This is a genomic window from Denitratimonas tolerans, assembly GCF_037203605.1.
Classification (GTDB): domain Bacteria; phylum Pseudomonadota; class Gammaproteobacteria; order Xanthomonadales; family Xanthomonadaceae; genus Denitratimonas; species Denitratimonas tolerans.
Genome location: NZ_JBBDHC010000011.1, coordinates 91,597 through 112,597, shown reverse-complemented (window position 1 = coordinate 112,597; position 21,001 = coordinate 91,597). Strand labels below are relative to the sequence as shown.

The following is a 21,001-nucleotide window of genomic DNA, read 5'->3' as shown; positions in this document are numbered from 1 at the left end:
CGGCGCGGGCCGGTCGCTCCGGCCCGAAACCGCCGTCAGGCCAGCGCAGCGAGGGCGGCAGCGTACTCCGGTTCCTGGGTGATTTCCGCGACCCGTTGGGCGTGAATCACCGTGTCGTGCTCGTCCAGCACCACCACCGCGCGCGCCGCCAGCCCGGCCAGCGGGCCGTCTTCCATCGCCACGCCATAGTCCTTCAGGAACTCGCGCCCGCGCATCATCGAGAGCATGGTGACGTTCTGGATGCCTTCGGCACCGCAGAAGCGCGCCTGCGCGAAGGGAAGATCGGCCGAGATGCACAGCACCGCGGTGTTCGCGAGCGTGGCGGCCTCCTGGTTGAAGCGCCGCACCGAGGCCGCGCACACGCCGGTATCGATGCTCGGGAAGATGTTGAGGACCTTGCGCTTGCCGGCGAAGTCCGAGAGCGTGCGCTCGGAAAGATCGCCTGCCACCAGCCGGAATCCCGCTGCCTTGCTGCCGACCTGCGGAAATGTGCCGCCGATGCGGACCGGACTGCCTTTGAATGTCACCGTGGCCATGGCCAGGCTCCTTGGGGTTGGGAAAACACCGCACAATCTGGAGGCTGGCGCGCCCGCTTTCAAGCTGCCGCCGCGCGCGGCGGGGGGCGCATCGGATACAGTTCACCGCCTTGGCGCGGCAATGCGCGCCGCCCTGTCTGCACGCGGCCATCGCGCCGGAGGAACCCGCCGTGGCCTATCGCACCATCATCGAACCCTTCCGCATCCACTCGGTCGCGCCGCTGCGCATGACCACCGAGGCGCAGCGTCGCGAGGCGGTGAAGGCCGCCGGCTACAACCTGTTCGGCCTGCATTCGGACGACGTGCTGATCGACCTTTTGACCGACTCGGGCACCGGCGCGATGAGCCGCGACCAGTGGGCCGCGATCCAGCACGGCGACGAGTCCTATGCCGGCAGCCCCTCGTTCGAGATCTTCCGCAGCGCGGTGCAGGAGCTGTTCCCGTTCGCCCACGTCATTCCCACCCACCAGGGTCGCGCGGCGGAGAAGATCCTCTTCACCGCACTGGGCGGCACCGGCCGGGTCATCCCGAGCAACACCCACTTCGACACCACCCGCGCCAACATCGAGTACAGCGGTGCCGAGGCGGTCGACCTGGTGATCGCCGAGGGCCGCGACCCGGTCAGCCGCCATCCGTTCAAGGGCAACATGGACACCGCGCGCCTGGACGCCTTCCTCACGCAGAACGCGGGCCGCGTGCCGGTGGTGATGCTCACCCTCACCAACAACTCCGGCGGCGGCCAACCGGTGAGCCTGGAGAACATCCGCGAAACCAGCGCGGTCTGCCACCGCCACGGCGTGCCGCTGTTCCTCGACGCCTGCCGCTTCGCCGAGAACGCCTGGTTCATCCGCGAGCGCGAACCGGGCCAGGGCGAGCGCGAGGTGTCGGACATCGTGCGCGACATGGCGCGGCTCGCCGACGGCATGACGATGAGCGCCAAGAAGGATCCGATGGGCAACATCGGCGGCTGGCTCGCGCTCAACGACGACGCGCTGGCCGAACAGTGCCGCGCGCTGCTGATCCTGACCGAAGGCTTTCCCACCTACGGCGGCCTTGCCGGACGCGATCTGGAGGCGCTGGCGCAAGGCCTGAAGGAGGTCGTCGACCACGACTACCTGCGCTATCGCATCCGCTCCACCGCGTATCTGGGCGAGGCCTTGGCGAAGGCCGGGATTCCCGTGCTCCAGCCCATCGGCGGCCACGCGGTCTATCTGGATGCCAAGGCGTTCCTGCCGCACATTCCGCCGCTGCAGTATCCCGGCCAGGCGCTCGCGGTGGCGCTGTACGAAGCCGGCGGCGTGCGCGGCTGCGAGATCGGCACGGTGATGTTCGGTCGCCACCCGGACGGCTCGGAAACGCCCGCGACCATGGAGCTGGTGCGCCTGGCCATCCCGCGCCGCACATACACCCAGAGCCACATCGACTACGTGATCGAAGTCTGCGGGGAAGTCGCCCGCCGCGCGCCGACGCTTTCCGGCTACCGCATCAGCCACGAGCCGAAACAGCTGCGCCACTTCACCGCGCGCTTCGAGCCGCTGGCGTAGGGAAACCCCGAGCGGGGCCGTCATGCCCGCGAAGGCGGGAGCGACGAGCGAAGATCGGCGTGCCTGGAGGATCGCCAGGCGCGCGGCAGGCGCGGTCGGCATCGGCCACCAGCGCCCGCCGCGCGGCTCAGATTTTCCTCCACAGGCCGAGCAGGGCCACGGCGGAAAACGCGGCACCCGCGTAAAAGGTGAACGAGGCACCGAGCTGGTCCCACAGCAGCCCGGCGATGACGCTGGCGACCAGCATGGCCAGACCGCTGACCAGGTTGAAGACGCCGAAGGCGGTGCCGCGCAGATCGGACGGCGCGGCCTTGGCCACCATCGTCGCCAGCAGGCCCTGGGTCATTCCCATGTGGACGCCCCAGAGCGCAACGCCGGCCAGAACCGTGGTCCAGCGCGCATCCATCGCCAGCACCAGATCGGCGGCGATCAGGACCACCAGGCCCCAGACCAGGAGCTTCTCGTGGCTCATGCGGTCCGACAGGGTCCCGAACGGGTAAGCGGACGCGGCGTAGACGAGATTCATCGCCACCATCACCAGCGGCACCAGCGCCAGGGCGATGCCGCCCTGCTGCGCGCGCAGCACCAGGAAGGCTTCGCTGAATCGGGCCAGGGCGAAGACCGCGCCCAGGCCGACCACCCACCAGTACGCGCCGCCCAGCCGCCTGAGGTTTTCACGCCGTATCGGGTTGGTGCGCTTCCCGCCCGCCTGACGTTCGGGTTCGCGCACGCCGAACAGCAGCAGCGCGACCGCGAGCAGGCCCGGAATCACCGCCACCCAGAATACCGCCCGAAAGTCGTCGGCCCACAAGAGCATCAGGCCGACCGCCAGCAGCGGGCCGAGGAACGCGCCGACCGTGTCCAGCGACTGGCGCAGCCCGAACGCCGCGCCGCGCACCGCGGGCGGAGCGATATCGGCCACCAGCGCATCGCGCGGCGCGCCGCGCACGCCCTTGCCGACGCGATCGAGCAGGCGCGCCGCAAGCACGACGCCGAGGCTGGGTGCCATGGCAAACAGCGGCTTGGTGAACGCCCCCAACGCGTAGCCGAACACGGCCAGGCCCTTGCGCTTGCCCAGGTAGTCGCTGATCGCACCGGAGAACACCTTGACGATCAGCGCGGTCGCCTCGGCCAGGCCTTCGATCAGACCAACCGCGAATGCGCTGGCACCCAGGGTTCCGACCATGAACAAGGGCAGCAGGCTGTGGATCATCTCCGAAGAGATATCCATCAGCATGCTCACGAATCCGAGCACCCAGATGCCGGCTGGAATCGTGTGGCGCTGCGTTCCCGGCGTTCTTGCCATGGGCATGATTCCGTTGCCTCTATCCGGAGGCGTCGAGAGCCGAAAGGCTCGCCGCCCCTTGGACGGTCTTCTAACCGCGCGTCGTCCGTCACCTCGCGTGACGGGCTTCTTCCGTTCAAGGGGGCCGCGATGAATCACCAGCACACCATGGATTGCCTCGACCAGCTCTATCAGCTGCTGACCTCGATGCAGGGACAGATCAACCTGCTTGTTGACGTGCTCCATTCCTGTCCACGGCACGAGCTGTCCATCTCCAGCGACAACCTGCTCAATGCACTGGTGGTGCTGTCGCAGCAACTGGAAGCTGTACAGGGCATTGCTAGCGGCGAGCTTCTGGAGACGCTTGGGTTGAATGCTGGGCGGATGAAGCGATAAGCGAATATTGCTTGGTAGCTTGCAGTGCACCTCCTCAAGAGATCGCATTATTCATTGCACGCCACCAGTTATCGGATCGGCCTCGGCTTGCAAGGTGTGCGAGGTGTTGGGGTTCGCAAACTCAGTCCAACCTATCGTACTATCGTGCTGTCGTGATCAGATAATCTTCCAGCAGCCTTCCTCGCCATTCCATAGATTTTCGCCGTACACTGAAAATTCAAGTTCGTCTATCACTCCTTTATCTACACAAATCGTCGCCATCAATCCATGATCCAAGCCTTTCATTTCGATGAAGTGTCCTCGCATATCCAAATATCCAGAATATGTATCGAGAAGCGTGGGGGCCTTTAATATGACGCGCCGACCCGACCCGGTATTTATTCGGTCAATTATCTCAATGCTTTGGGGGTTAGGGAAAGAGAGGTCTGAATACTCACGGTAAAATAATTCTAACACATCGGCTTCAAGCGCTGTTGGTTTCATTTGATTTCTCATCTGTCTTTCAGGAATTGCCTGCTGGCACTCCCGATCTCCACAATGGTTCCATTGACTCGCCCACCCACGAGTTGAACATCAATACCATTAACATTAAGAATTGCTCCGGATTGCCCTCCAGGGAGGATTCCGTTAGGCCCGGGTTTTAGCACCCCCTCAGCGAGCGCATTATTCGCAGCATTTTGAAGTCCTGCAAAAGCCCTTTCACGAGACCCTCCGCTAACCTCGACCAAAGCATCTAATTTGTGTTTAGGATTATCAAATAGATGGGAAATTTTCGATGCAGTCCCAGCGGCTAGTGCAGTTGTCCCGGCAAGACTTGCCCCTCCCAGCGCATCACCTGCCGCCACTTCCGCAATGGCGTTGACGACGTTTGTTGTCAGCACCGGGTTCGAGATCGCGGCACCATAAACGAACCCTGCCACTGGCGCTGCAACCATCGCCGTCAGCGCGCCTCCAATCGCCGGTCCCAACCAGTCGTTGGCATTCCGAGGCGGAGGCTGCACCCCTAACCTCTTGTTCTCCATCTCGAACTCTCGCCCGCCCGGAAACCGCCCATCCGGATCAACCAGCGTGTACGGGTTGTTGTTCGCATACCAATACCGATTGAAGCTCCCATGATCGGCGGCCACCGGGTCCGGGCTGATGAAGCCGGTCTCCGGGTCATGGTAGCGCTGCTGCATGTAGACCAGCTGGTTCGCCGGGTCCATCGCATGGCCGGTGAAGCCGGGGCCGTCGCGCCAGAGGTGGTCGTGGGGTTCGCCGTAGGCGTCGTTCCAGCTTCGGTAGATGACGTCGCGGTTGCTCGCGGTCTTCACGCTCGGGGTGCCGCGATGATCGCTGTGCAGGTACGCGACGGTGGCGGCGCTGGCGTTGAGCGCGCGCGTGCGCTCGGCGACCAGCTGGCCGTTGAGGTGGATGTACTCGGTGCGCTGGTTGCTGGCGCTGTCTTCCGCGTAGCGCAGCGCGCCGCTGCGATCGTAGACCTGGTAGCGCGTGCCCCACATGGGTTCGATGGTGAGGACCCTTCGGCCGTGGGCGTCGTAGCGGTGGGTGATGCCGTTGGCGTTGACCAGGCGTCCGGCGTTGTCGAAGGTGAAGGTGCCCGATGTGCTGATGAGGTCTTCCTCGAAGCCGTTGCGGAAGATCGTCGGCGGCGTGACGCCGGGGTTGCCGGCGCTGTGCCAGGTGGTCGACCTACGCGCCCAAGTGTTGATGCTGACCCACGACCGACCGGCCCAGCGGCGGCGCTGGTGGCCTTGGGGGGCTTGACTTTTCCCCTGAATGTTGTTACAATCGTAGTTGCTGCTGAGTAAAAACTATGCAATTCGACTGGGATGAAGACAAAGCCGCCACCAATCTGATCAAGCACGGCGTACCGTTCAATGAAGCCTTGGCCGTGTTCCTCGACGTAAACCGACTCGACCGCTACGACGAGCGCGAAGACTACGGCGAGGATCGCTTCATCACGGTGGGGCTGGTTGATGGCCACGAACTGGCCGTCGCCTACACCTTGCGCGACGACACCATCCGCATCATTTCTGCCCGAAAGGCCACTCCCCATGAGCGACGCGAATACTGGAAAAACCGTTAGGTTCACCCTCGACCCGGCCAACCCGCCCAAGATGAGCGAGGAAACCAAGGCCCGGTTGAAGGCCATGAAGGACGAGGACATCGACTTGAGCGACATTCCGGCCAGCTCGGATAACGCCATATGGACGCGCCCCGGCCTGCTCACCAGCGAGAACAAGCAGCAACTGACCCTGCGGCTGGATCGGGATGTGGTGGACTTCTTCAAGCAGTCTGGCCGCCGGTACCAGACCCGGATCAATGCCGTGCTGCGCGCCTTCGTGGATGCCCAAAGGCCCCGTCCATGACGCAACCCACCTCATGGGCGATACAACCCGTGTGGTCGAGCCGCTTGCCGCCGCTGTACTGATCGAGGATGCGGCCCGGCAGGCCGCGGGCGTTCTGCGTGACGCTGCGCGCGAGGCCGTTGCCGTAGCTGAACCCCTTGACCTGGCCGTTGGGGTGATACGTGGCGGAGATGGCGTGGCTGCCGGCCTGCGTGGGCTGGCCGAGGGCGTTGGGGGTGAAGGCAAGGCTCAGGGCGGTGCCGGGCGCGGTGTCCGGATAGGTGAGCGAGGCGTCGTGGCCGAGGGCGGTGTAGCCGCGGGTGAGGGCGAAGGTTCTGTTTTCCGGCGGCAGGTGCAGGGAGTCGGTGGTGGGCAGGCGGCGCGCCGAGGCGGGCAGCATTGCACCGACTTGATGCGGAGCGTAAGCTCGAATTGCCAGCACGCAACGGTGCTGGCCGGGGGTGACAGCCCGTTGGAGACATGCGCGCAAGCGCCCACTGCCTGATGTTGGCGCTTTTTTTTGCGCCTTCCGCATCGGTAGTGGCTGTGTGCCTCGCCAATCCATGGCGGGCGGCGCGCGGGAGCCGAAAGGCTCGCCGGTGCTTGTCTCCCGGTCTGTCAACCGCGCGTCGTCCGCCACCTTCGGCGGCGACTGGTTGACGGGCACAAGAGGAGCGCGCGATGAATCACCAGCACACCATGGATTGCCTCGACCAGCTCTATCAGCTGCTGACCTCGATGCAGGGACAGATCAACCTGCTTGTTGACGTGCTCCATTCCTGCCCGCGGCACGAGCTGTCCATCTCCAGCGACAACCTGCTCAATGCACTGGTGGTGCTGTCGCAGCAACTGGAAGCTGCACAGGGTATTGCCAGCGGCGAGCTTCTGGAGACGCTTTGGTTGAATGCTGGGCGGATGAAGCGATAAGCGAATATTGCTTGGCAGTTCCTGATTAGCCCTGACTCTCAGTTCGTCATTCCTGCGAAGGCAGGAATCCAGTGTCTTTGCTTCCAGATGCATCCACAACAAAAGCCAAGTCACCGGGTTTCCGCCAAAAGCATGCGGGAATGGCGAGCCAAAGCCACTCTTCGCCGAAGCATCGGCTGAGGATCAGGGCTAATCAGGTAAGCGAATGTTGCTTGGCAGTTTGCAGTGCGCCTCCTCAGAAGGTTGCATTATTCATTGCGACGCCTCCAGTTATCGAATCGGCCTTGCTTGTGAGGTGTACGGGGTGGTGGGGTTGGCAGGCTCACCCCAACCTTTTATCGCGCCGCCAGTAATGATAAATATAAATTGGCTGGGGCAACAGAAATGCGAATAAAAAGAATAGCATGCCTTTAAGCAGGCCGTACCCATACCACATGAATCCCCCGGCAATAAGTGCTATCAGCAAAGCGGATTTTTCATGGTCCAAGAGTATTTTTCTTGCTGCGCTCACTATTTTTTCTCCTCGATTTTTCGCTGTGCGGCAGAACCTATGACATCTACGGAAAACTCGGCAAAAGATGCAGAAGCCGATTGAGAGGCCGCTGCTCTTTGGGCGCTCGCAGTAGATCTGGCAACGCTGCCGCCGATGCCCGCCGGAGTATTAACAGCTGCCCCGCTAATATTTTCTAACTTGATTGCAGTGGCATTTGATATCCTCCCAGCCGCAGCGCTCATCCCCATTGTGGCAGCCCCAGAAATTGCCATGCTGGTAGCACTTGGGGCTTCTCCATGGGCAACACTATCTACAGCCGAGCCCGCGGCACCTATTGCGCCATTTGTTCCTGCGGTACGTGCAACTGCTTGTATGGTGGTTATTGGCTTTCCCGCAATCATCCCGATTCTCGCCGCATTGGCGTAGATCGCACCCACTCCGCCAGTTGCCGCCCCAACACCTGCTGAAACATATACAGAAGTGGTGTCTATATTAGATCCAAGCCCATTCACGAATTGCTGAGCCACCACATCAACCGTTGCGCCAATAACTGCTCCCGTAATTATCGCGCCGAGCAGTTGGGGGAATTTTCCATCCGGATCAACCAGCGTGTACGGGTTGTTGTTGGCATACCAATACCGATTGAAGCTCCCATGATCGGCGCTCACCGGGTCCGGGCTGATGAACCCCGTCTCCGGGTCATGGTAGCGCTGCTGCATGTAGACCAGCTGGTTCGCCGGGTCCATCGCGTGGCCGGTGAAGCCGGGGCCATCGCGCCAGAGGTGGTCGTGGGGTTCGCCGTAGGCGTCGTTCCAGCTTCGGTAGATGACGTCGCGGTTGCTCGCGGTCTTCACGCTCGGGGTGCCGCGCTGGTCGCTGTGCAGGTAGCGCAGGATCGGTGTGGTGGCGTTGAGTGGCCGGCTGCGTTCGCCGACCAGTTGCCCGCTGAGGTGGACGTACTCGGTGCGCTCGTTGCTGGCGCTGTCTTCCGCGTAGCGCAGCGCGCCGCTGCGGTCGTAGACCTGAAGGCGCGTGCCCCACTGCGGTTCCGTGGTGACAACCCGCCGCCCGTGAGCGTCGTAGCGGTGGGTGATGCCGTTGGCGTTGACGAGGCGCCCGGCGTTGTCGAAGACGTAGCCGTGGGGGGTGCTGATGAGGTCTTCCTCGAAGCCGTTGCGGAAGATCGTCGGGGGCGTGAAGCCGGGATTGCCGGCGCTGTGCCAGGTGCGCGTGGTCCATTCGCCGCGGGTGTTCCAGGCGTAGCTGCGCTGCGGGGCGCTGGCCGGGTTTTTGATCTCGTGCAGGCGGAAGGTGCCGGCGTCGTAGTGATAGCGCCAGTCCCTGCCGGGTTGGACGACTCTGCGGATGCGGTCGAGCGGGTCGTAGGCCCAGGTTTCCGCGTAGCTGCCGGCTGAGGGCGTGGCGCTGGTCTGGATCAGGCGGTCGCGGGCGTCGTACTGGAAGGTGCGGCTTTCCTGCGCGCCGGCGAGGCCATCGACGAGCCCGGCCAGGTTGGCGTTGGGGTCGTAGGTCAGGGCGTGGTCGAGCCGCGCGCCGCCGCTGTACTGATCGAGGATGCGGCTCGGCAGGCCGCGGGCGTTCTGCGTGACGCTGCGCTTGAGGCCGTTGCCGTAGCTGAACCCCTTGATCTGGCCGTTGGGGTGATACGTGGCGGAGGTGGCATGGCTGCCGGCCTGGGTGGGCTGGCCGAGGGCGTTGGGGGCGAAGGCCAGGCTCAGGGCGGTGCCGGGCGCGGTGTCGGGGTAGGTGAGCGAGGCGTCGTGGCCGAGGGCGGTGTAGCCGCGGGTGAGGCCGAAGGTTCTGTTTTCCGGCGGCAGGTGCAGGGATTCGGTGGTGGGCAGGCGGCGCTTGTTGTAGCCGTAGGTCCACTCGCTGGTCCTGCTGCTCCAGGCCAGCGGGGCGGTGGCGGACAGCGTGCCGGTGGTGGCGGTGTGCAGCGCGCCGTCGGGGTGGTAGGTGAAACCCACGTCCTCGGTGCTGCCGGGGTGGTCGATGGCGATCAGGCGGTTGCGCGCATCGTGGACATGGGCGCTGCGCTTGCTCGGGCCGACCGAGCCGGTCTGGCAGCTGGTGGTGCTGGTGAGGGTGTTCTGGCCGGTGGCGCGCCAGGCCAGGTTGCCGGCGGCGTCGTACAGGAACAGCGAGATGCCGGCGTCGGGCTCGATGGTCTTGCACAGGCGCTGCTGGCTGTCGTACAGGTAGCGGCGCGTCAGGCTGAGGCTTTCCGGGCCGCCGCCGGGCGGGGTGTAGCTGCCGCTGCGGGTGAGGGTGAGCGGCTTGCCGTAGGCATCGCGCGTGTAGGTGGTGGTGACGCCTTCGGGCGCGGCAACGCTCAGCGGCAGGCGGTAGTCGGGCTCGTCGAAGGTCTGGTGGCTGGTCGTGGTGACGTGGCCCCTCGGATCGATGACGGCGACCTGGTTGCCGGGCAGGTAGCTGATTTCGGTGGTGAGGATGCCGAGCTCGGAGTTGGCCTGCGTTTTCCGGGTTCGGCCCAGCGCATCGTACTGGGTGGTGATGCCGGTGGCGGGGCTGCTGCCGGTGCTGGGATAGGAGGCGAAGGTTTCCCGGCCCTGGCTGTCGAAGGCGCGCTTCACGTAGCGGGTGGTGGCGCTGCTGGCGGTGTCGCGTTCGCGGGTGAGCACGGGGCGCCACAGGGCGTCGTAGAAGGTGTCGCGGCTATGGGTTCCGGTCGTTTCGGCCAGCCGCCAGCGGCCGGCGGGAATGCCTGCGTCGGTGTCGTCACTGGCGAGCGGGGCGAAACTTCGCGAGGTGGGGGTCCAGGCGGTGCTGTCGCCGGCGGGCCAGGTGATGCTGGAGAGCCTGCCCATCGGGTCATAGCCGTAGTTCGTGGCGTAGCCCAGTTCGTCGGTGATCCGGGTGATTTCGCCTCGCGTGCTGACGATGGCCGTCTGCGTCGCGCCGGCGGGTGCTTCGGCGGTGGCCGGGTGCCGGATGTGGCGCGGCACGCCGCGGTACCAGTCGGTGAAGGTGGTGGTGTGGCCGTTGCCGTCGGTGCTGGTGTGCAGCGAACCGTCCGCATGCCAGGTCAGGGTTTGCAGCACCTGGCCATAGGCGGCGTGGATGAGAGGCAGGGCGGTGACGGGATCGAAGGTGGTTTGCGCCACGGCGGTGTTGGTGCAGCCCGTGCCGCCTGTCGTGGTGCTGAGGCAGGTGCGTTTTTCCATCTGGCCCAGCACCCACCGCGCGGTGTTGTCGTGATAGGCGATCTTTTCAACCCGCGTGGCACTGCCCGTCCGGGTGATCCGGGTGGGGCGGGCGAAGATATCGAAGTCCGCCGGCGCGACGGACCAGCCGAAGGTGTTGCCATCCTGCGTGATCGTGTTGCCTTTTTGCGGAATGTTCCGGCCTGCCATGCCGTCGGTGCGCTGCATGGGGCTAAAACCGACATGCGATGGAAAGGCAAGCCCCGCCGATGACGTCTGATGGGTCATCGTTTCGGTACGAAGGATAGTGTTGATGTTGGGACCGGTTTCCCGCTTCAGCAGTCGTCCTTCGTTCTCCGCGTACTTCGTGCCGAAGGTGTGCCGGACGAAATCGTCCGGCCCGGTCACCGCGACCGCCTTGGTGGTGATGCATCCGCTGCCGCACTCGCCCTGCCAGGTGGCGTTGGCGGTGCCGTAGTCGAACTGCCAAGTCAGCGGCGCTGCGAGGCCCGGCCCGGAGATGGTCTTGGTCTTGAGGGCAAAGGATGAGAAGTACCGGGGGTGAACCGTTTAATAGCTGGTTCCGTTATTTTGATTCAGGTACGGTGCGCAAATCTGCGGAACGCTCGCGCGGCCATGTTGCGTGGGCCGGAATGTGAACATGCCCGTGGCACCGGAAGGGTGCGTGATCGTTGCGTGATGGGAGGTTTGCGCGTTGTCTCGCAGCAACTCTCCTCCACACCCCCGGTCTTCCAGGGTCATGGGATAAAGCCACACCAGGTCTGCCATCTGGTAGCCCCAGGCCGAACCATCCGGGCGCGTGGCGCTCAACAGGAAGTCACGCGCGGCATCGTACTGGTAGTTCCAGGTTCGGGTGCCATCCGTGGCCGAAGCAATGACATCGTTGTCGTACGTCAGTGTGATGCTGCGCCCGTCGCTGGCCGCGATCTGCATGAGCTTCGCACCATACCAGGTGAAGGCGACGAAGTTGCCGAAGCGGTCCTCGATCCGGGTCGGGTAAATCCAGACATCGTCACGCGGAAGGATTGCCATGCCCGGTGCCGTCGGCACCAGATCCTTGCTGTCCTCCGTACCAGGCATACTGGGTGTCGCGCGCAACGGCGGCATGCCAAGAGGCTTGCTCAGAAGTTGCGTTCGATAAGGAACCATCCAGTCGAAGGTGTAGCGTGTGCCATTCGGGTCGATGGCCAGAAAGCCCTGCCCTGAATACCCGTTGCCGTTGGCCAGCGTGGACAGACAGCTGAAGAACCACTGGTCCTGCGTGACCCAGTAGTATGGTCCGCCGCTGGCGGGCTGGTTCGGATTGCTGCTCTGCTGGTAGACGAGCAGTTCCTGTTCACCTGCGCCGGGCGCATAGAGGTGATGGCCATACCAGTAGTCGGCACCGCTGAACGGCTGCCCCAGGTAATACACCGTCGGTGGCTCGGTGAGCATGACGTTCGAGCAGCGGTTACCCGAAGGAGGCGAGGACCAGCCCGTCTGGCGGGCAAACGTGCCGTGGACGTGCGGGATGTCGATCTGCCAGTCGGCGAACGGATAGATCGGTTGCTCATCCGCGTCGATCTTGTTCTCGACGACATAGCGCCGCCCTAGCCGGACCGGTACCAGGCCGGGACCGGGCAGTTCGATGTCGGTGACGGTGAACTCGGTGCTGCCGGTGTACAGATTGGTCTGCTCGCCAAAGGCGTCCGGACCCAGGTTGCCGACCACTTCCGCACTTTGGATCACCCGCCCGTATTCGTGCGCCAGCGTGGTTTCCTGGGCGCGGGTGGGGGCAAGAACCGGCAAGGCCAGCAGCAGGAGCGAGAGGCGGCGCAGGAAGCGTGGCGGCGGGATGCCTGCCGAGGATGCGAATGCCTTGTCATTGCGGATCATGGGTTGTCTCCGGTGGAGCGGGCGAGAGTTCTTTCGTACAGGCAGCCGTTGATCCGGCGGTGATCGCAGGTCGGTCGTGGTTCATCCTGCCCCTATGCGGGCTCGGCGGGGAGTGGAGGTGAAGTATTGATTCAATCATTTCACCTGATTAGCCCTGACTCTCAGCTCGTCATTCCTGCGAAGGCAGGAATCCAGTGTCTTTGCTTTCAGATGCCTCCACAACAAAAGCCAAGTCACCGGGTTTCCGCCAAAAGCATGCGGGAATGGCGAGCCAAAGCCACTCTTCGCCGAAGCATCGGCTGAGGATCAGGGCTAATCAGGTCATTTCATGAATCAAACTTCAAATTTCATTGAACCGGAACTTCATCTTCCGGCTCCATGGACGAGAAAAAGCAATTTGCCAAGCGACTGCGTGCCGCGATGATTGCCGCAGGTCATGAGCCGCGCCCCAGCGTGCTCGAAAAACACTTCAACGCCCGTTACTGGGGCCGCTCCGTGACCTATCAGGCGGTGCGCCGCTGGCTTCTCGGGCTATCCATTCCGGCGCAGGAGAAGTTGCAGGTTCTCGCCGATTGGCTGCATGTCGAGCCGCAAGTGTTGCGCTACGGCCTTACCGGGGGCACCCGACAAGCCGCGAAAAGCATGGGCATCCGCGCGCCGCACTGGGACTCGATTGCGGCGACTGACCAGGCACTGATCCAAGCCTATCTCTCGCTCCCCGAGGCCACGCGCCAGCATCTGCGCGCGTTCATCGCGGCGCTGCGGTGATTCGGAGCACAGGGGCGGGAGCGGCGCGCAGCGGCGATGTTCCCGCAGGGCGGAACATCGCCACCTTGCCGGGTCAGGGCACGACCTCCATCCATTCCTGGGTGCCGAACTTCGCCGCGACCAGCGCCTTGGCGCGGGTCATTTCTTCGGCCGAGATCGCGCTCGGGGCGAGGCCGTGGTCCTGGCGGAAGGTGTCGATCATGCATTCGATCACGGCTTCGCGGGGCAGGCCGGTCTGGCTGCGCAAGGGATCGACGCGCTTGACCGCGCTCTGGGTGCCCTTGTCGGAGAGTTTCTCGCGGCCGATGCGCAGCACCTCCAGCATCTTGGCCGCGTCGATGTCGTAGGCCATGGTGACGTGGTGCAACACCGCCCGCGAGCGGCGCGCCTGGGCCGCGCCGGCGATCTTGCCCGATGCCGAGGCGATGTCGTTGAGCGGCACGTACCAGGCCTCGATGCCGAGTGATCGCAGCGCCTTGAGCACCCAGGCATCCATGAAGGCGTAGGCCTCCTGGAAGCTCATGCCTTCGACCAGGGACTCGGGCGCGGAGAGTGAATAGGTGATGGTGTTGCCCGGTTCGATGAACATCGCGCCGCCGCCGCTGATGCGGCGCACCACCTCGATGCCGTGGTGCCGTGCGCCCTCGGGATCGACTTCGTTGCGCAGCGACTGGAAGCGCCCGATCACCACTGCCGACGAGGCCCACTCCCACACCCGCAGCGTGGGTGGACGACGGCCGGCGCCGACTTCATCGGTGATGACCTCGTCCAGCGCCATGTGCAGCGCGGGCGATTGCGGTGCGGCGTGGATGAGCTGCCAGTCGTGCCGGTTCCAGCGTTCGATCACGCGGATTCTCCCACGTCGATGGCGCGCCGCACCGCGGTCGCGATGGCTGCGGGGCTGACGCCGTACATCCGCACGCCGTCCGGCAGGCCGGACGCGATCGCGTCCGCGAGCGCCTCCGCGTCCGTATCGGCGGACAGGCCCGCGAGGGCGGCGTTGATCGCCTCCAGCGCGGCATCGGGCTCCAGGAAGAAGTCGCCGCTGACCTGCACCCGCGCCAGGCACCCGCGTTCGATCGAGAGATCGACGACGGTGAGCTTGCCGCCGGGCATCTTGTATTCGCCGTGTCTGTTCATGCGCGCATCTTAGTGCCGCAGGCGGGGATCGGGATAAGCTTGGGCGATGCGTTTGCCCTGCCTTCCCATCGCACTGGTGTCCGGCTGATGCGTCTGTCCGAGCGTTCCGGCCTGGCGCGTGCCGGTGTCGTCGCGGTGCTGCTGTTGCTGTTCGCCCTGCACCTGGCGCTGTTCGCCTTCGCCACCCTGGTCACCGACTCGGGCCGCGATCTGGCCAACGCCTGGGCGATCGGCCACGGTGGGCCGTATCCGGAGTACGGGCCGAGCCTGTTCGGGCGCTGGAAGCTGGGGCCGGTCTGGTTCTACGCGCTCGCGCTGCCGCTGCGGGTGTTCGGCAGCGTGACTGCGGCGGCGCTGTTCACCGGCGCGCTCGCGGCGCTGAAGATCCCGCTGGCGTTTCTGGTCGGGCGTCGGCTGGTGGATGCGCGCCTGGGCCTGCTCGCGGCATTGGCCATGTCGCTGCCGGGCTGGAGCAGCGTCGGCACGCTGGTGGTCGCGCACACCAGCGCGGTGGAAACCGGCGTGCTGGCGACGATCTGGCTGGCGCTGGCGGCCTGGCAGGACCGCCGTCCGGCCTTCCTCGCGCCGGCCTTTCTTGCGCTGGCGCTGGCGCTGCATGCGCATCCGACCGCGCTGGTGGCCGCGCCGGTGCTGTTGCCCGCGCTCCGGCAGGCGATCCGCACGCCGGGGGTGCGGCGCTGGATCCTCGCGGGTGGCGTGCTGTTCGCGCTGCCCTTCCTGCCGGCGCTGCTGGCGGAAATGCGCGCCGGCTGGCCGCAGGCGGCGGCCAGCCTGGGCTATCTGCAGGAGGCCGATCCGATGGCGCGGCTGGCGCGGATTCCGGCCATCGCCTCGGCGCTGGCGCTGGGCGGCGCGTGGTTCGGCGGGCGTTTCCTGCTGTCGCTGCCGGCCGCGAGCGTCTGGATGCTGCACGGACTGGTCCTGCTGGCCGCGTCCGCGGGCGCGATCCGGTTGCTGCGTATCGGGCCGGGCAATGAAAGCGTCCGGCGCGCGCGCCGCGCGTGGTGGGTCGTGGCGGTCGGTACGCTGTGCGCCATCGCCTTTCTCGCCCTGCTGCGCGACGCCACGCCCGCCTGGATGACCTACGCGCTGGCACCGTTCGGCGCGGGCCTGCTGGCGCTGGGCGGCTGGGGCCTGATCCACGACCGCGCGCGCCGCGACGCTGCGCTGGGCGTGCTGGCGCTGCTGGCGCTGGGCAGCGCTGCGCTGGGGCTGTCGCAGCGCGCGGCGCTGGAATCGTCCGGACGGATTCTGCTGCCGGGCGGCAGCATCGGCGACATCGCCGCCTCGCGCGCCGCAGCGGCGCAGTACAGCCCCTGGCTCTCGGTGCGCCAGTTCGACGCGCTGGCGGCGCGCGCCTGTCCCGCGACCGGGGCCTTGACCCTGCACGGCGAGCTGGCGGCGGTATTCGATTTCAGCCAGGGCGTGGCGGCGCGGCTGCACTGTCCGCCCGATCGCCTGCCGGGGCTTGGCGGCAGCGCCGGGACGCGGCATCTGGCGGGCGTGGCGGCGGGGTTGGCGGTCGAGCTCGGGCTGGAGCCGATGCCGGTCGAGTTCGGCCACGTGCTGCGCACCCCGCTGCGCGTGCTGACCGATGCCGCGCGCCTGGCCGAGGTCGACGTGCGCTATCGGCCGGAGCGGCAGGCGGCCTTCGATGCCGCCGGCGACCAGGTGCTCGAAGGGCGCGCACCCTGCCCACCCGATGCGCTGGTGGCCTTCACCAACCTGACGCCGATGGTCAACCGCGCGCAGTTCGAGCTGTGGATCGACGGGGAAGCGGTGCCGCCGCTCGCCGATTCGCGCCTGACGCGCTACTACGCCTGCGGCGGTAGCGAGGTGGCCTGGCGCGTCCGTACGCCCGATCCGGCCTCGATCGACGCGGTGATTCTCTCCCGCCGCGCCCGCTGAGCCGCGGCGCAACGGCCGGACAGGCCTGCCGAGTGTGCCGGGGCCGCGGCCGGCCGGCATCGGCTACAATCCGCCGGCTGTACCTATTCCTTTGCGATCTTCCGGAAATCCCATGAGCGACGAGTCGGCCACCTGGTTTTACGAGCACTTCGAGCATTCGGGGTCGGCGATCGGCTTTCGCGTCACCGGCAAGGTCGACGAAGTGCAGTCGCCGTTCCAGAAGATCGAGATCTGGGATACCACCGACTGGGGCAAGCTGATGGTGATCGACGGGGCCATCATGCTCACCACGCGCGACAACTTCCTCTACCACGAGATGATGTCGCACCCGGTGCTGTTCACCCACTCCAATCCCAAGCGCGTGGTCATCATCGGCGGCGGCGACTGCGGCACGCTGCGCGAGGTGCTCAAGCACAAGGAAGTGGAGCAGGTGGTGCAGGTCGACATCGACGAGCAGGTCACGCGCATGGCGGAAAAGCACTTCCCCGAGCTGTGCGATGCCAACGCCGACCCGCGCGCCCAGCTGCTGTTCGATGACGGCATCGCCTACATGAAGAACGCCGCGCCCGAGAGCGTGGACGTGATCATCGTGGACTCCACCGATCCGGTCGGCCCGGCCGAAGGGCTGTTCAACGAGGCCTTCTACGCCTCCTGCCACCGCGCGCTGCGGGCCGGCGGCATCCTGGTGCAGCAGTCCGAGTCGCCGCTGGTGCACCTGTCCCTGATCAAGTCGATGCGTCACCACATGGCCGCCGCCGGCTTCGCGCACTTCCGCACCTTGCCTTTCCCCCAGCCCTGCTATCCGACCGGCTGGTGGAGCTGCACGCTGGCGCGCAAGGGGGCCGAGCTCAGTGGCTTCCGCGAGCGCGGCGCGCACTCCAAGATCTTTCCCACCCGTTACTACAACGTCGACATCCACCGCGCCGCGCTCGCCAGCCCCGAGTTCATGCGCGAGCTGGGCGACTGACACAGGATTTTCCCGTGCTGCTTGAACGCCTGCCCGAATTCGTCAGCGCCCATCCGATCCTCGTGCTCGGATTCGTCGCCGTCACCCTTGCCCTGATCGCCAACGAGTTCTCGCGCTTCACGCGCGGCTACAAGGCGCTGACGCCCGCGCTCCTGACCCATCTCATCAACCGCGAGAACGCGCTGGTGGTGGACGTGAGCCCGCTCAACGACTTCGAGAAGGGCCACATCGTGGGTTCGAAGAACGTGGTGATGAGCCAGTTCGATCCGGAGAACAAGCTGCTGGCCAAGGCGCAGGAGCTGCCGATCGCGGTGGTCTGCCGCAACGGCATGGTGTCCGGACAGGCGGCCAAGCGGCTGGTCAAGGCCGGCTTCAAGCGCGTGCACTGGCTGGACGGCGGCATCGGTGCCTGGCAGGCGGCCGATCTGCCGCTCGCACGTGGGCGCTGAGGCGCGGGTTCCGCGCGATGGCTCGCACCACGGGCGCGGATGCGCAAGAATGAAGGCATGAGCCGCTCGCCGCTTCGCAGACTGCTGATCCTCTTCGCCCTGATGCTCCCGGCCGGCTGCGGCGTGGGCACGCAGAACGACCTGCGCGACAACGCCCTGTTCGCCTATGCCGGCGCCATCCGCTGGGGTCACATCGATGATGCGTGGTCGATGGTCGACCCGGACTACGCGCGCGAGCATCCGATGACGGCGCTCGATCGCGAGCGCTTCGAGCAGATCCAGGTGACCGGCTACCAGGTCAAGGGCAGCGAGATGCTGTCCGAGAACGAGATGCTGCAGCTGGTGGAAATCCGGCTCATCAACAAGCACACCCAGGCCGAGCGCACGGTGCAGGATCGGCAGCGCTGGCGCTGGGATCCGCAGCTGCGGCGCTGGTGGCTGACGACGGGCCTGCCAAAAATCACCGCCGGCACTACCTGATCGGTCCACTCGACACCCCCATGATCGCCTCCAACCGGATTCCCGGCGGCCAGTTCGAGCCCAAGCTCGTCTCGATCCTGCGGCACGGCTATACCCTGCGCGACCTGCGCGCCGACGCCATCGCCGGCTTCACCGTGGCGGTGGTGGCGCTGCCCCTGGCCATGGCGCTGGCGATCGCCTCGGGTGCCACGCCCGACAAGGGTCTGCACACCGCCATCGTCGCCGGCTTCCTGATCTCGGCGCTGGGCGGCTCCAAGGTCCAGATCGGCGGCCCCACCGCGGCCTTCATCCCGGTGGTGTTCAACGTCATCGAGAAGTTCGGCTACGGCGGGATGATCATCTGTACCCTGATGGCCGGCCTGATGCTGATCGCGGCGGGCGTGCTGCGGCTGGGCAACCTGATGAAGTTCATGCCCCAGCCGGTCATCACCGGCTTCACCGCCGGCATCGCGGTCACCATCTTCGTCAGCCAGATCAAGGACGCCCTCGGGCTGGAGATCGAGCACCTGCCGGGCGAGTTCATCGCGCGCTGGAAGACCTACTTCGCGCACATGGACAGCTTCAGCCCGGTGACGCTCGGCCTGACCCTGGCGTGCCTGGCGCTGATCATCGTGATCAAGCGCTGGCGGCCGAAGTGGCCGGTGCTGCTGATCTGCGTCGCGGTCGGCTCGCTGGCGGCGCTTGCCCTGCCGGTGGCCACCATCGCTTCGACCTTCGGCGAGCTGCCGAGCACCCTGCCGCGCCTGAGCTTGCCGCACATCCCCTTCGACCGCGCGCTCGAACTGCTGCCGGCCGCGTTCACCATCGCTTTCCTCGCCGGCGTCGAATCGCTGCTGTCGGCGGTGGTGGCCGACGGCATGATCGACGGCCGCCACCGCTCCAACGCCGAGCTGGTGGCGCAGGGCGTGGCCAACATCGGATCGGCCCTGGTCGGCGGCCTGCCGGCCACCGGCGCGATCGCGCGCACCGCCACCGGCATCCGCGCCGGCGCGCGTTCGCCCATGGCCGGCATCCTGCACGCGGCATTCCTGCTTGCCTTCATGCTGCTGCTGGGCCCGGTGATGGGCTACGTGCCGCTGGCCGCGCTCGCGGCGGTGCTGCTGATGGTGGCCTGGAACATGAGCGAGGTGGAGCGCTTCCGCTACCTCATGCGCTCTTCCTGGGGCGACCGGCTGGTGCTGCTGACCACGTTCGTTCTGACGGTGATGTTCGACCTCACCGTGGCCATCGAGGTGGGCGTGGTGATGGCCGCCTTCGTCTTCATGAACCGCATGAGCCGGGTCGTGGAAGTCGAGCCCGACGCGCCGGGACAGGCGCTGCTGGACGAGGTTGGCGAGGAGGCCGGCTCCGCCCAGCGCGAGGCGCTGCCCGCAGGCGTGGAAGCCTGCCGGGTGTCGGGTCCGCTGTTCTTCGCCGCGGTCAGCCGCATCGACAACGTGCTCGACCAGGTGCCCCGCACGACGCGCGTCTTCATCCTGCGCACGCGCCTGGTGCCGATCATGGACGCCTCCGGCGTGACCGCGCTGCAGGGACTGCTGGATCGCTGCCAGCGCTACGGGATGCGCGTGATCTTCTCGGGCCTGCAGGCGCAGCCGCGCCGCGCCGTGGTGCGCATGGGTCTGTCCCGTCACCCGGCCCTGCTGGGCATGGCCGAAGACTTTCCCACGGCCATCGCAATGGCACAGGACTATCTGGCCCGGGAGTGAGCGCGGATTCGGGGGCGGGCGCAGTCGCGGCGCGGCACCGCTACACTGGCAGACCGATTCGCTCCACGAGGATGCCGCCGATGTTCCACGCGCAGGCGCTTGCGGGCAGCAAGCCCGAACAGTACGCCCAGCTCCTGGCGCAGGCGCGCGCGCTGCTGCACGGTGAGCGCGACCGCATTGCCAATGCGGCCAACCTGTCGGCGCTGGTCTACCACGCGCTGCCGGCGCTCAACTGGGTCGGCTTCTATTTCCACGATGGCAGGGAGCTGGTGGTCGGCCCGTTCCAGGGGCGGCCGGCCTGCGTGCGCATTGCGCTCGGGCGCGGCGTCTGCGGCACGGCGGCGGCCACCGGTGAAATCCAGCGCGTGGATGACGTCAACGCCTTCCCCGGCCACATCGCCTGCGATACCGCCTCCCGTTCGGAGCTCGTGATCCCGCTGCACGATGGGCAGCGGCTGGTCGGCGTGTTCGACCTCGACAGCCCCGAGCCGGCCCGCTTCGACGACGAGGACGCGGCGGGCCTGGCGGCAATCGCCGCCCTCTACCTGGAGTCGATCCGATGAGCACACCCCTGAAAATTGGCCCCAAGTCCGTCGCCTGGCTGCGCCAGGTGGGCATCCGCAGCCAGGAGGATCTGGCCGCCGTCGGTGCCGTGGCGGCTTATGTCAAATGCAAGCGCGCCGGCTTCCGCCCCAGCCTCAACATGCTCTACGCGCTGGAAGGCACGCTGCTGGGCTGCCACTGGCAGAAGGTGCCGGAAGCGCGCCGCGCCGAGCTGTCGGCCCAGGCCGAGGCGCAGGTGGCGCTGATCCCGCCTTCGCGCGGACGCGCGGCGGCGCTGGCGGTGTCGGCGGTGCGCGACGTCTCCGCCGAGGCTGGCGAGGCCGCGCCGATGGAGTTCAGCTTCGGCTTCGACGAGCCGGGATCCTCGTCCGCCGAGGATCACTGA

Annotated in this window: 22 protein-coding genes; 13 read left to right on the top strand and 9 right to left on the bottom strand. The window is 66.1% G+C overall.

Annotated elements, in window-relative coordinates:
* Positions 1-35: 35 nt before the first annotated feature.
* A complete protein-coding gene (tpx, locus tag WB794_RS08955; protein ID WP_337335513.1) occupies positions 36-536 on the bottom strand; it encodes a thiol peroxidase in 501 nt (166 codons plus the stop codon).
* A gap of 170 nt (positions 537-706) precedes the next feature.
* On the opposite strand from tpx, the gene WB794_RS08950 reads away from it, so the two are divergent.
* Positions 707-2,080: a tryptophanase gene (locus WB794_RS08950; RefSeq protein ID WP_337335512.1), complete on the top strand. Its 1,374-nt coding sequence runs from the start codon at positions 707-709 to the stop codon at positions 2,078-2,080.
* 127 nt (positions 2,081-2,207) lie between these two features.
* On the opposite strand, the gene WB794_RS08945 is transcribed toward WB794_RS08950, so the two are convergent.
* Positions 2,208-3,386, bottom strand: a complete 1,179-nt coding sequence (locus tag WB794_RS08945; RefSeq protein WP_337335511.1) for an MFS transporter — start codon at positions 3,384-3,386, stop codon at positions 2,208-2,210.
* 129 nt (positions 3,387-3,515) lie between these two features.
* Between WB794_RS08945 and WB794_RS08940 the strand changes: the two genes are divergently transcribed.
* On the top strand, positions 3,516-3,761 hold the full coding sequence (locus tag WB794_RS08940) for a hypothetical protein (protein ID WP_337335510.1): 246 nt from the start codon (positions 3,516-3,518) through the stop codon (positions 3,759-3,761).
* A gap of 156 nt (positions 3,762-3,917) precedes the next feature.
* Here WB794_RS08940 and WB794_RS08935 read toward each other — a convergent pair whose 3' ends face one another.
* Entirely contained in the window at positions 3,918-4,244 is a 327-nt protein-coding gene (locus WB794_RS08935) for a hypothetical protein (RefSeq protein ID WP_337335509.1), read from the bottom strand.
* A gap of 8 nt (positions 4,245-4,252) precedes the next feature.
* Complete coding sequence (locus WB794_RS08930; protein WP_337335508.1) at positions 4,253-5,263, bottom strand: RHS repeat-associated core domain-containing protein; 1,011 nt, start codon at positions 5,261-5,263, stop codon at positions 4,253-4,255.
* 314 nt (positions 5,264-5,577) lie between these two features.
* On the opposite strand from WB794_RS08930, the gene WB794_RS08925 reads away from it, so the two are divergent.
* Both WB794_RS08925 and WB794_RS08920 read left to right on the top strand, forming a co-directional pair.
* Positions 5,578-5,850 carry a BrnT family toxin gene (locus WB794_RS08925; protein ID WP_337335507.1) on the top strand — a complete coding sequence of 91 codons (273 nt, stop codon included), beginning with the start codon at positions 5,578-5,580 and terminating at the stop codon, positions 5,848-5,850.
* Positions 5,819-6,133 (top strand): BrnA antitoxin family protein, encoded by a 315-nt coding sequence (locus WB794_RS08920; RefSeq protein WP_337335506.1) that lies wholly within the window; start codon positions 5,819-5,821, stop codon positions 6,131-6,133. The genes WB794_RS08925 and WB794_RS08920 overlap by 32 nt, the downstream gene beginning before the upstream one ends.
* Here WB794_RS08920 and WB794_RS08915 read toward each other — a convergent pair.
* On the bottom strand, positions 6,084-6,512 hold the full coding sequence (locus WB794_RS08915) for a hypothetical protein (protein ID WP_337335505.1): 429 nt from the start codon (positions 6,510-6,512) through the stop codon (positions 6,084-6,086). The genes WB794_RS08920 and WB794_RS08915 overlap by 50 nt on opposite strands.
* A 281-nt stretch (positions 6,513-6,793) precedes the next feature.
* Between WB794_RS08915 and WB794_RS08910 the strand changes: the two genes are divergently transcribed.
* Positions 6,794-7,039, top strand: a complete 246-nt coding sequence (locus tag WB794_RS08910; protein WP_337335504.1) for a hypothetical protein — start codon at positions 6,794-6,796, stop codon at positions 7,037-7,039.
* A 510-nt stretch (positions 7,040-7,549) separates the two neighbouring features.
* Here the strand turns inward: WB794_RS08910 and WB794_RS08905 are convergent.
* Positions 7,550-10,945, bottom strand: a complete 3,396-nt coding sequence (locus WB794_RS08905; protein WP_337335503.1) for an RHS repeat-associated core domain-containing protein — start codon at positions 10,943-10,945, stop codon at positions 7,550-7,552.
* A 342-nt stretch (positions 10,946-11,287) separates the two neighbouring features.
* Positions 11,288-12,613, bottom strand: coding sequence for a hypothetical protein (locus WB794_RS08900; protein ID WP_337335502.1), 1,326 nt, complete (start codon positions 12,611-12,613; stop codon positions 11,288-11,290).
* Between the two features lie 378 nt (positions 12,614-12,991).
* On the opposite strand from WB794_RS08900, the gene WB794_RS08895 reads away from it, so the two are divergent.
* Entirely contained in the window at positions 12,992-13,381 is a 390-nt protein-coding gene (locus WB794_RS08895; RefSeq protein WP_337335501.1) for a hypothetical protein, read from the top strand.
* 73 nt (positions 13,382-13,454) lie between these two features.
* Here WB794_RS08895 and WB794_RS08890 read toward each other — a convergent pair whose 3' ends face one another.
* Positions 13,455-14,228 (bottom strand): lipoate--protein ligase family protein, encoded by a 774-nt coding sequence (locus tag WB794_RS08890; RefSeq protein WP_337335500.1) that lies wholly within the window; start codon positions 14,226-14,228, stop codon positions 13,455-13,457.
* Entirely contained in the window at positions 14,225-14,521 is a 297-nt protein-coding gene (locus WB794_RS08885) for a lipoate-protein ligase small subunit (RefSeq protein ID WP_337335499.1), read from the bottom strand. The genes WB794_RS08890 and WB794_RS08885 overlap by 4 nt, the downstream gene beginning before the upstream one ends.
* 87 nt (positions 14,522-14,608) lie before the next feature.
* Between WB794_RS08885 and WB794_RS08880 the strand changes: the two genes are divergently transcribed.
* From WB794_RS08880 to WB794_RS08850, 7 genes are all read left to right on the top strand, one after another.
* Entirely contained in the window at positions 14,609-16,450 is a 1,842-nt protein-coding gene (locus tag WB794_RS08880; RefSeq protein ID WP_337335498.1) for a hypothetical protein, read from the top strand.
* A gap of 112 nt (positions 16,451-16,562) precedes the next feature.
* A complete protein-coding gene (gene speE, locus WB794_RS08875) occupies positions 16,563-17,417 on the top strand; it encodes a polyamine aminopropyltransferase (protein WP_337335497.1) in 855 nt (284 codons plus the stop codon).
* A 14-nt stretch (positions 17,418-17,431) separates the two neighbouring features.
* The gene (locus WB794_RS08870) at positions 17,432-17,866 is read left to right on the top strand and encodes a rhodanese-like domain-containing protein (RefSeq protein ID WP_337335496.1); all 435 of its coding nucleotides are present in this window, start codon (positions 17,432-17,434) and stop codon (positions 17,864-17,866) included.
* 57 nt (positions 17,867-17,923) lie between these two features.
* On the top strand, positions 17,924-18,346 hold the full coding sequence (locus WB794_RS08865; protein ID WP_337335495.1) for a hypothetical protein: 423 nt from the start codon (positions 17,924-17,926) through the stop codon (positions 18,344-18,346).
* 20 nt (positions 18,347-18,366) lie between these two features.
* Entirely contained in the window at positions 18,367-20,052 is a 1,686-nt protein-coding gene (locus WB794_RS08860; RefSeq protein ID WP_337335494.1) for a SulP family inorganic anion transporter, read from the top strand.
* Between the two features lie 80 nt (positions 20,053-20,132).
* Positions 20,133-20,615, top strand: a complete 483-nt coding sequence (locus WB794_RS08855) for a GAF domain-containing protein (RefSeq protein WP_337335493.1) — start codon at positions 20,133-20,135, stop codon at positions 20,613-20,615.
* Positions 20,612-21,001 carry a TfoX/Sxy family protein gene (locus WB794_RS08850; protein ID WP_337335492.1) on the top strand — a complete coding sequence of 130 codons (390 nt, stop codon included), beginning with the start codon at positions 20,612-20,614 and terminating at the stop codon, positions 20,999-21,001. The genes WB794_RS08855 and WB794_RS08850 overlap by 4 nt, the downstream gene beginning before the upstream one ends.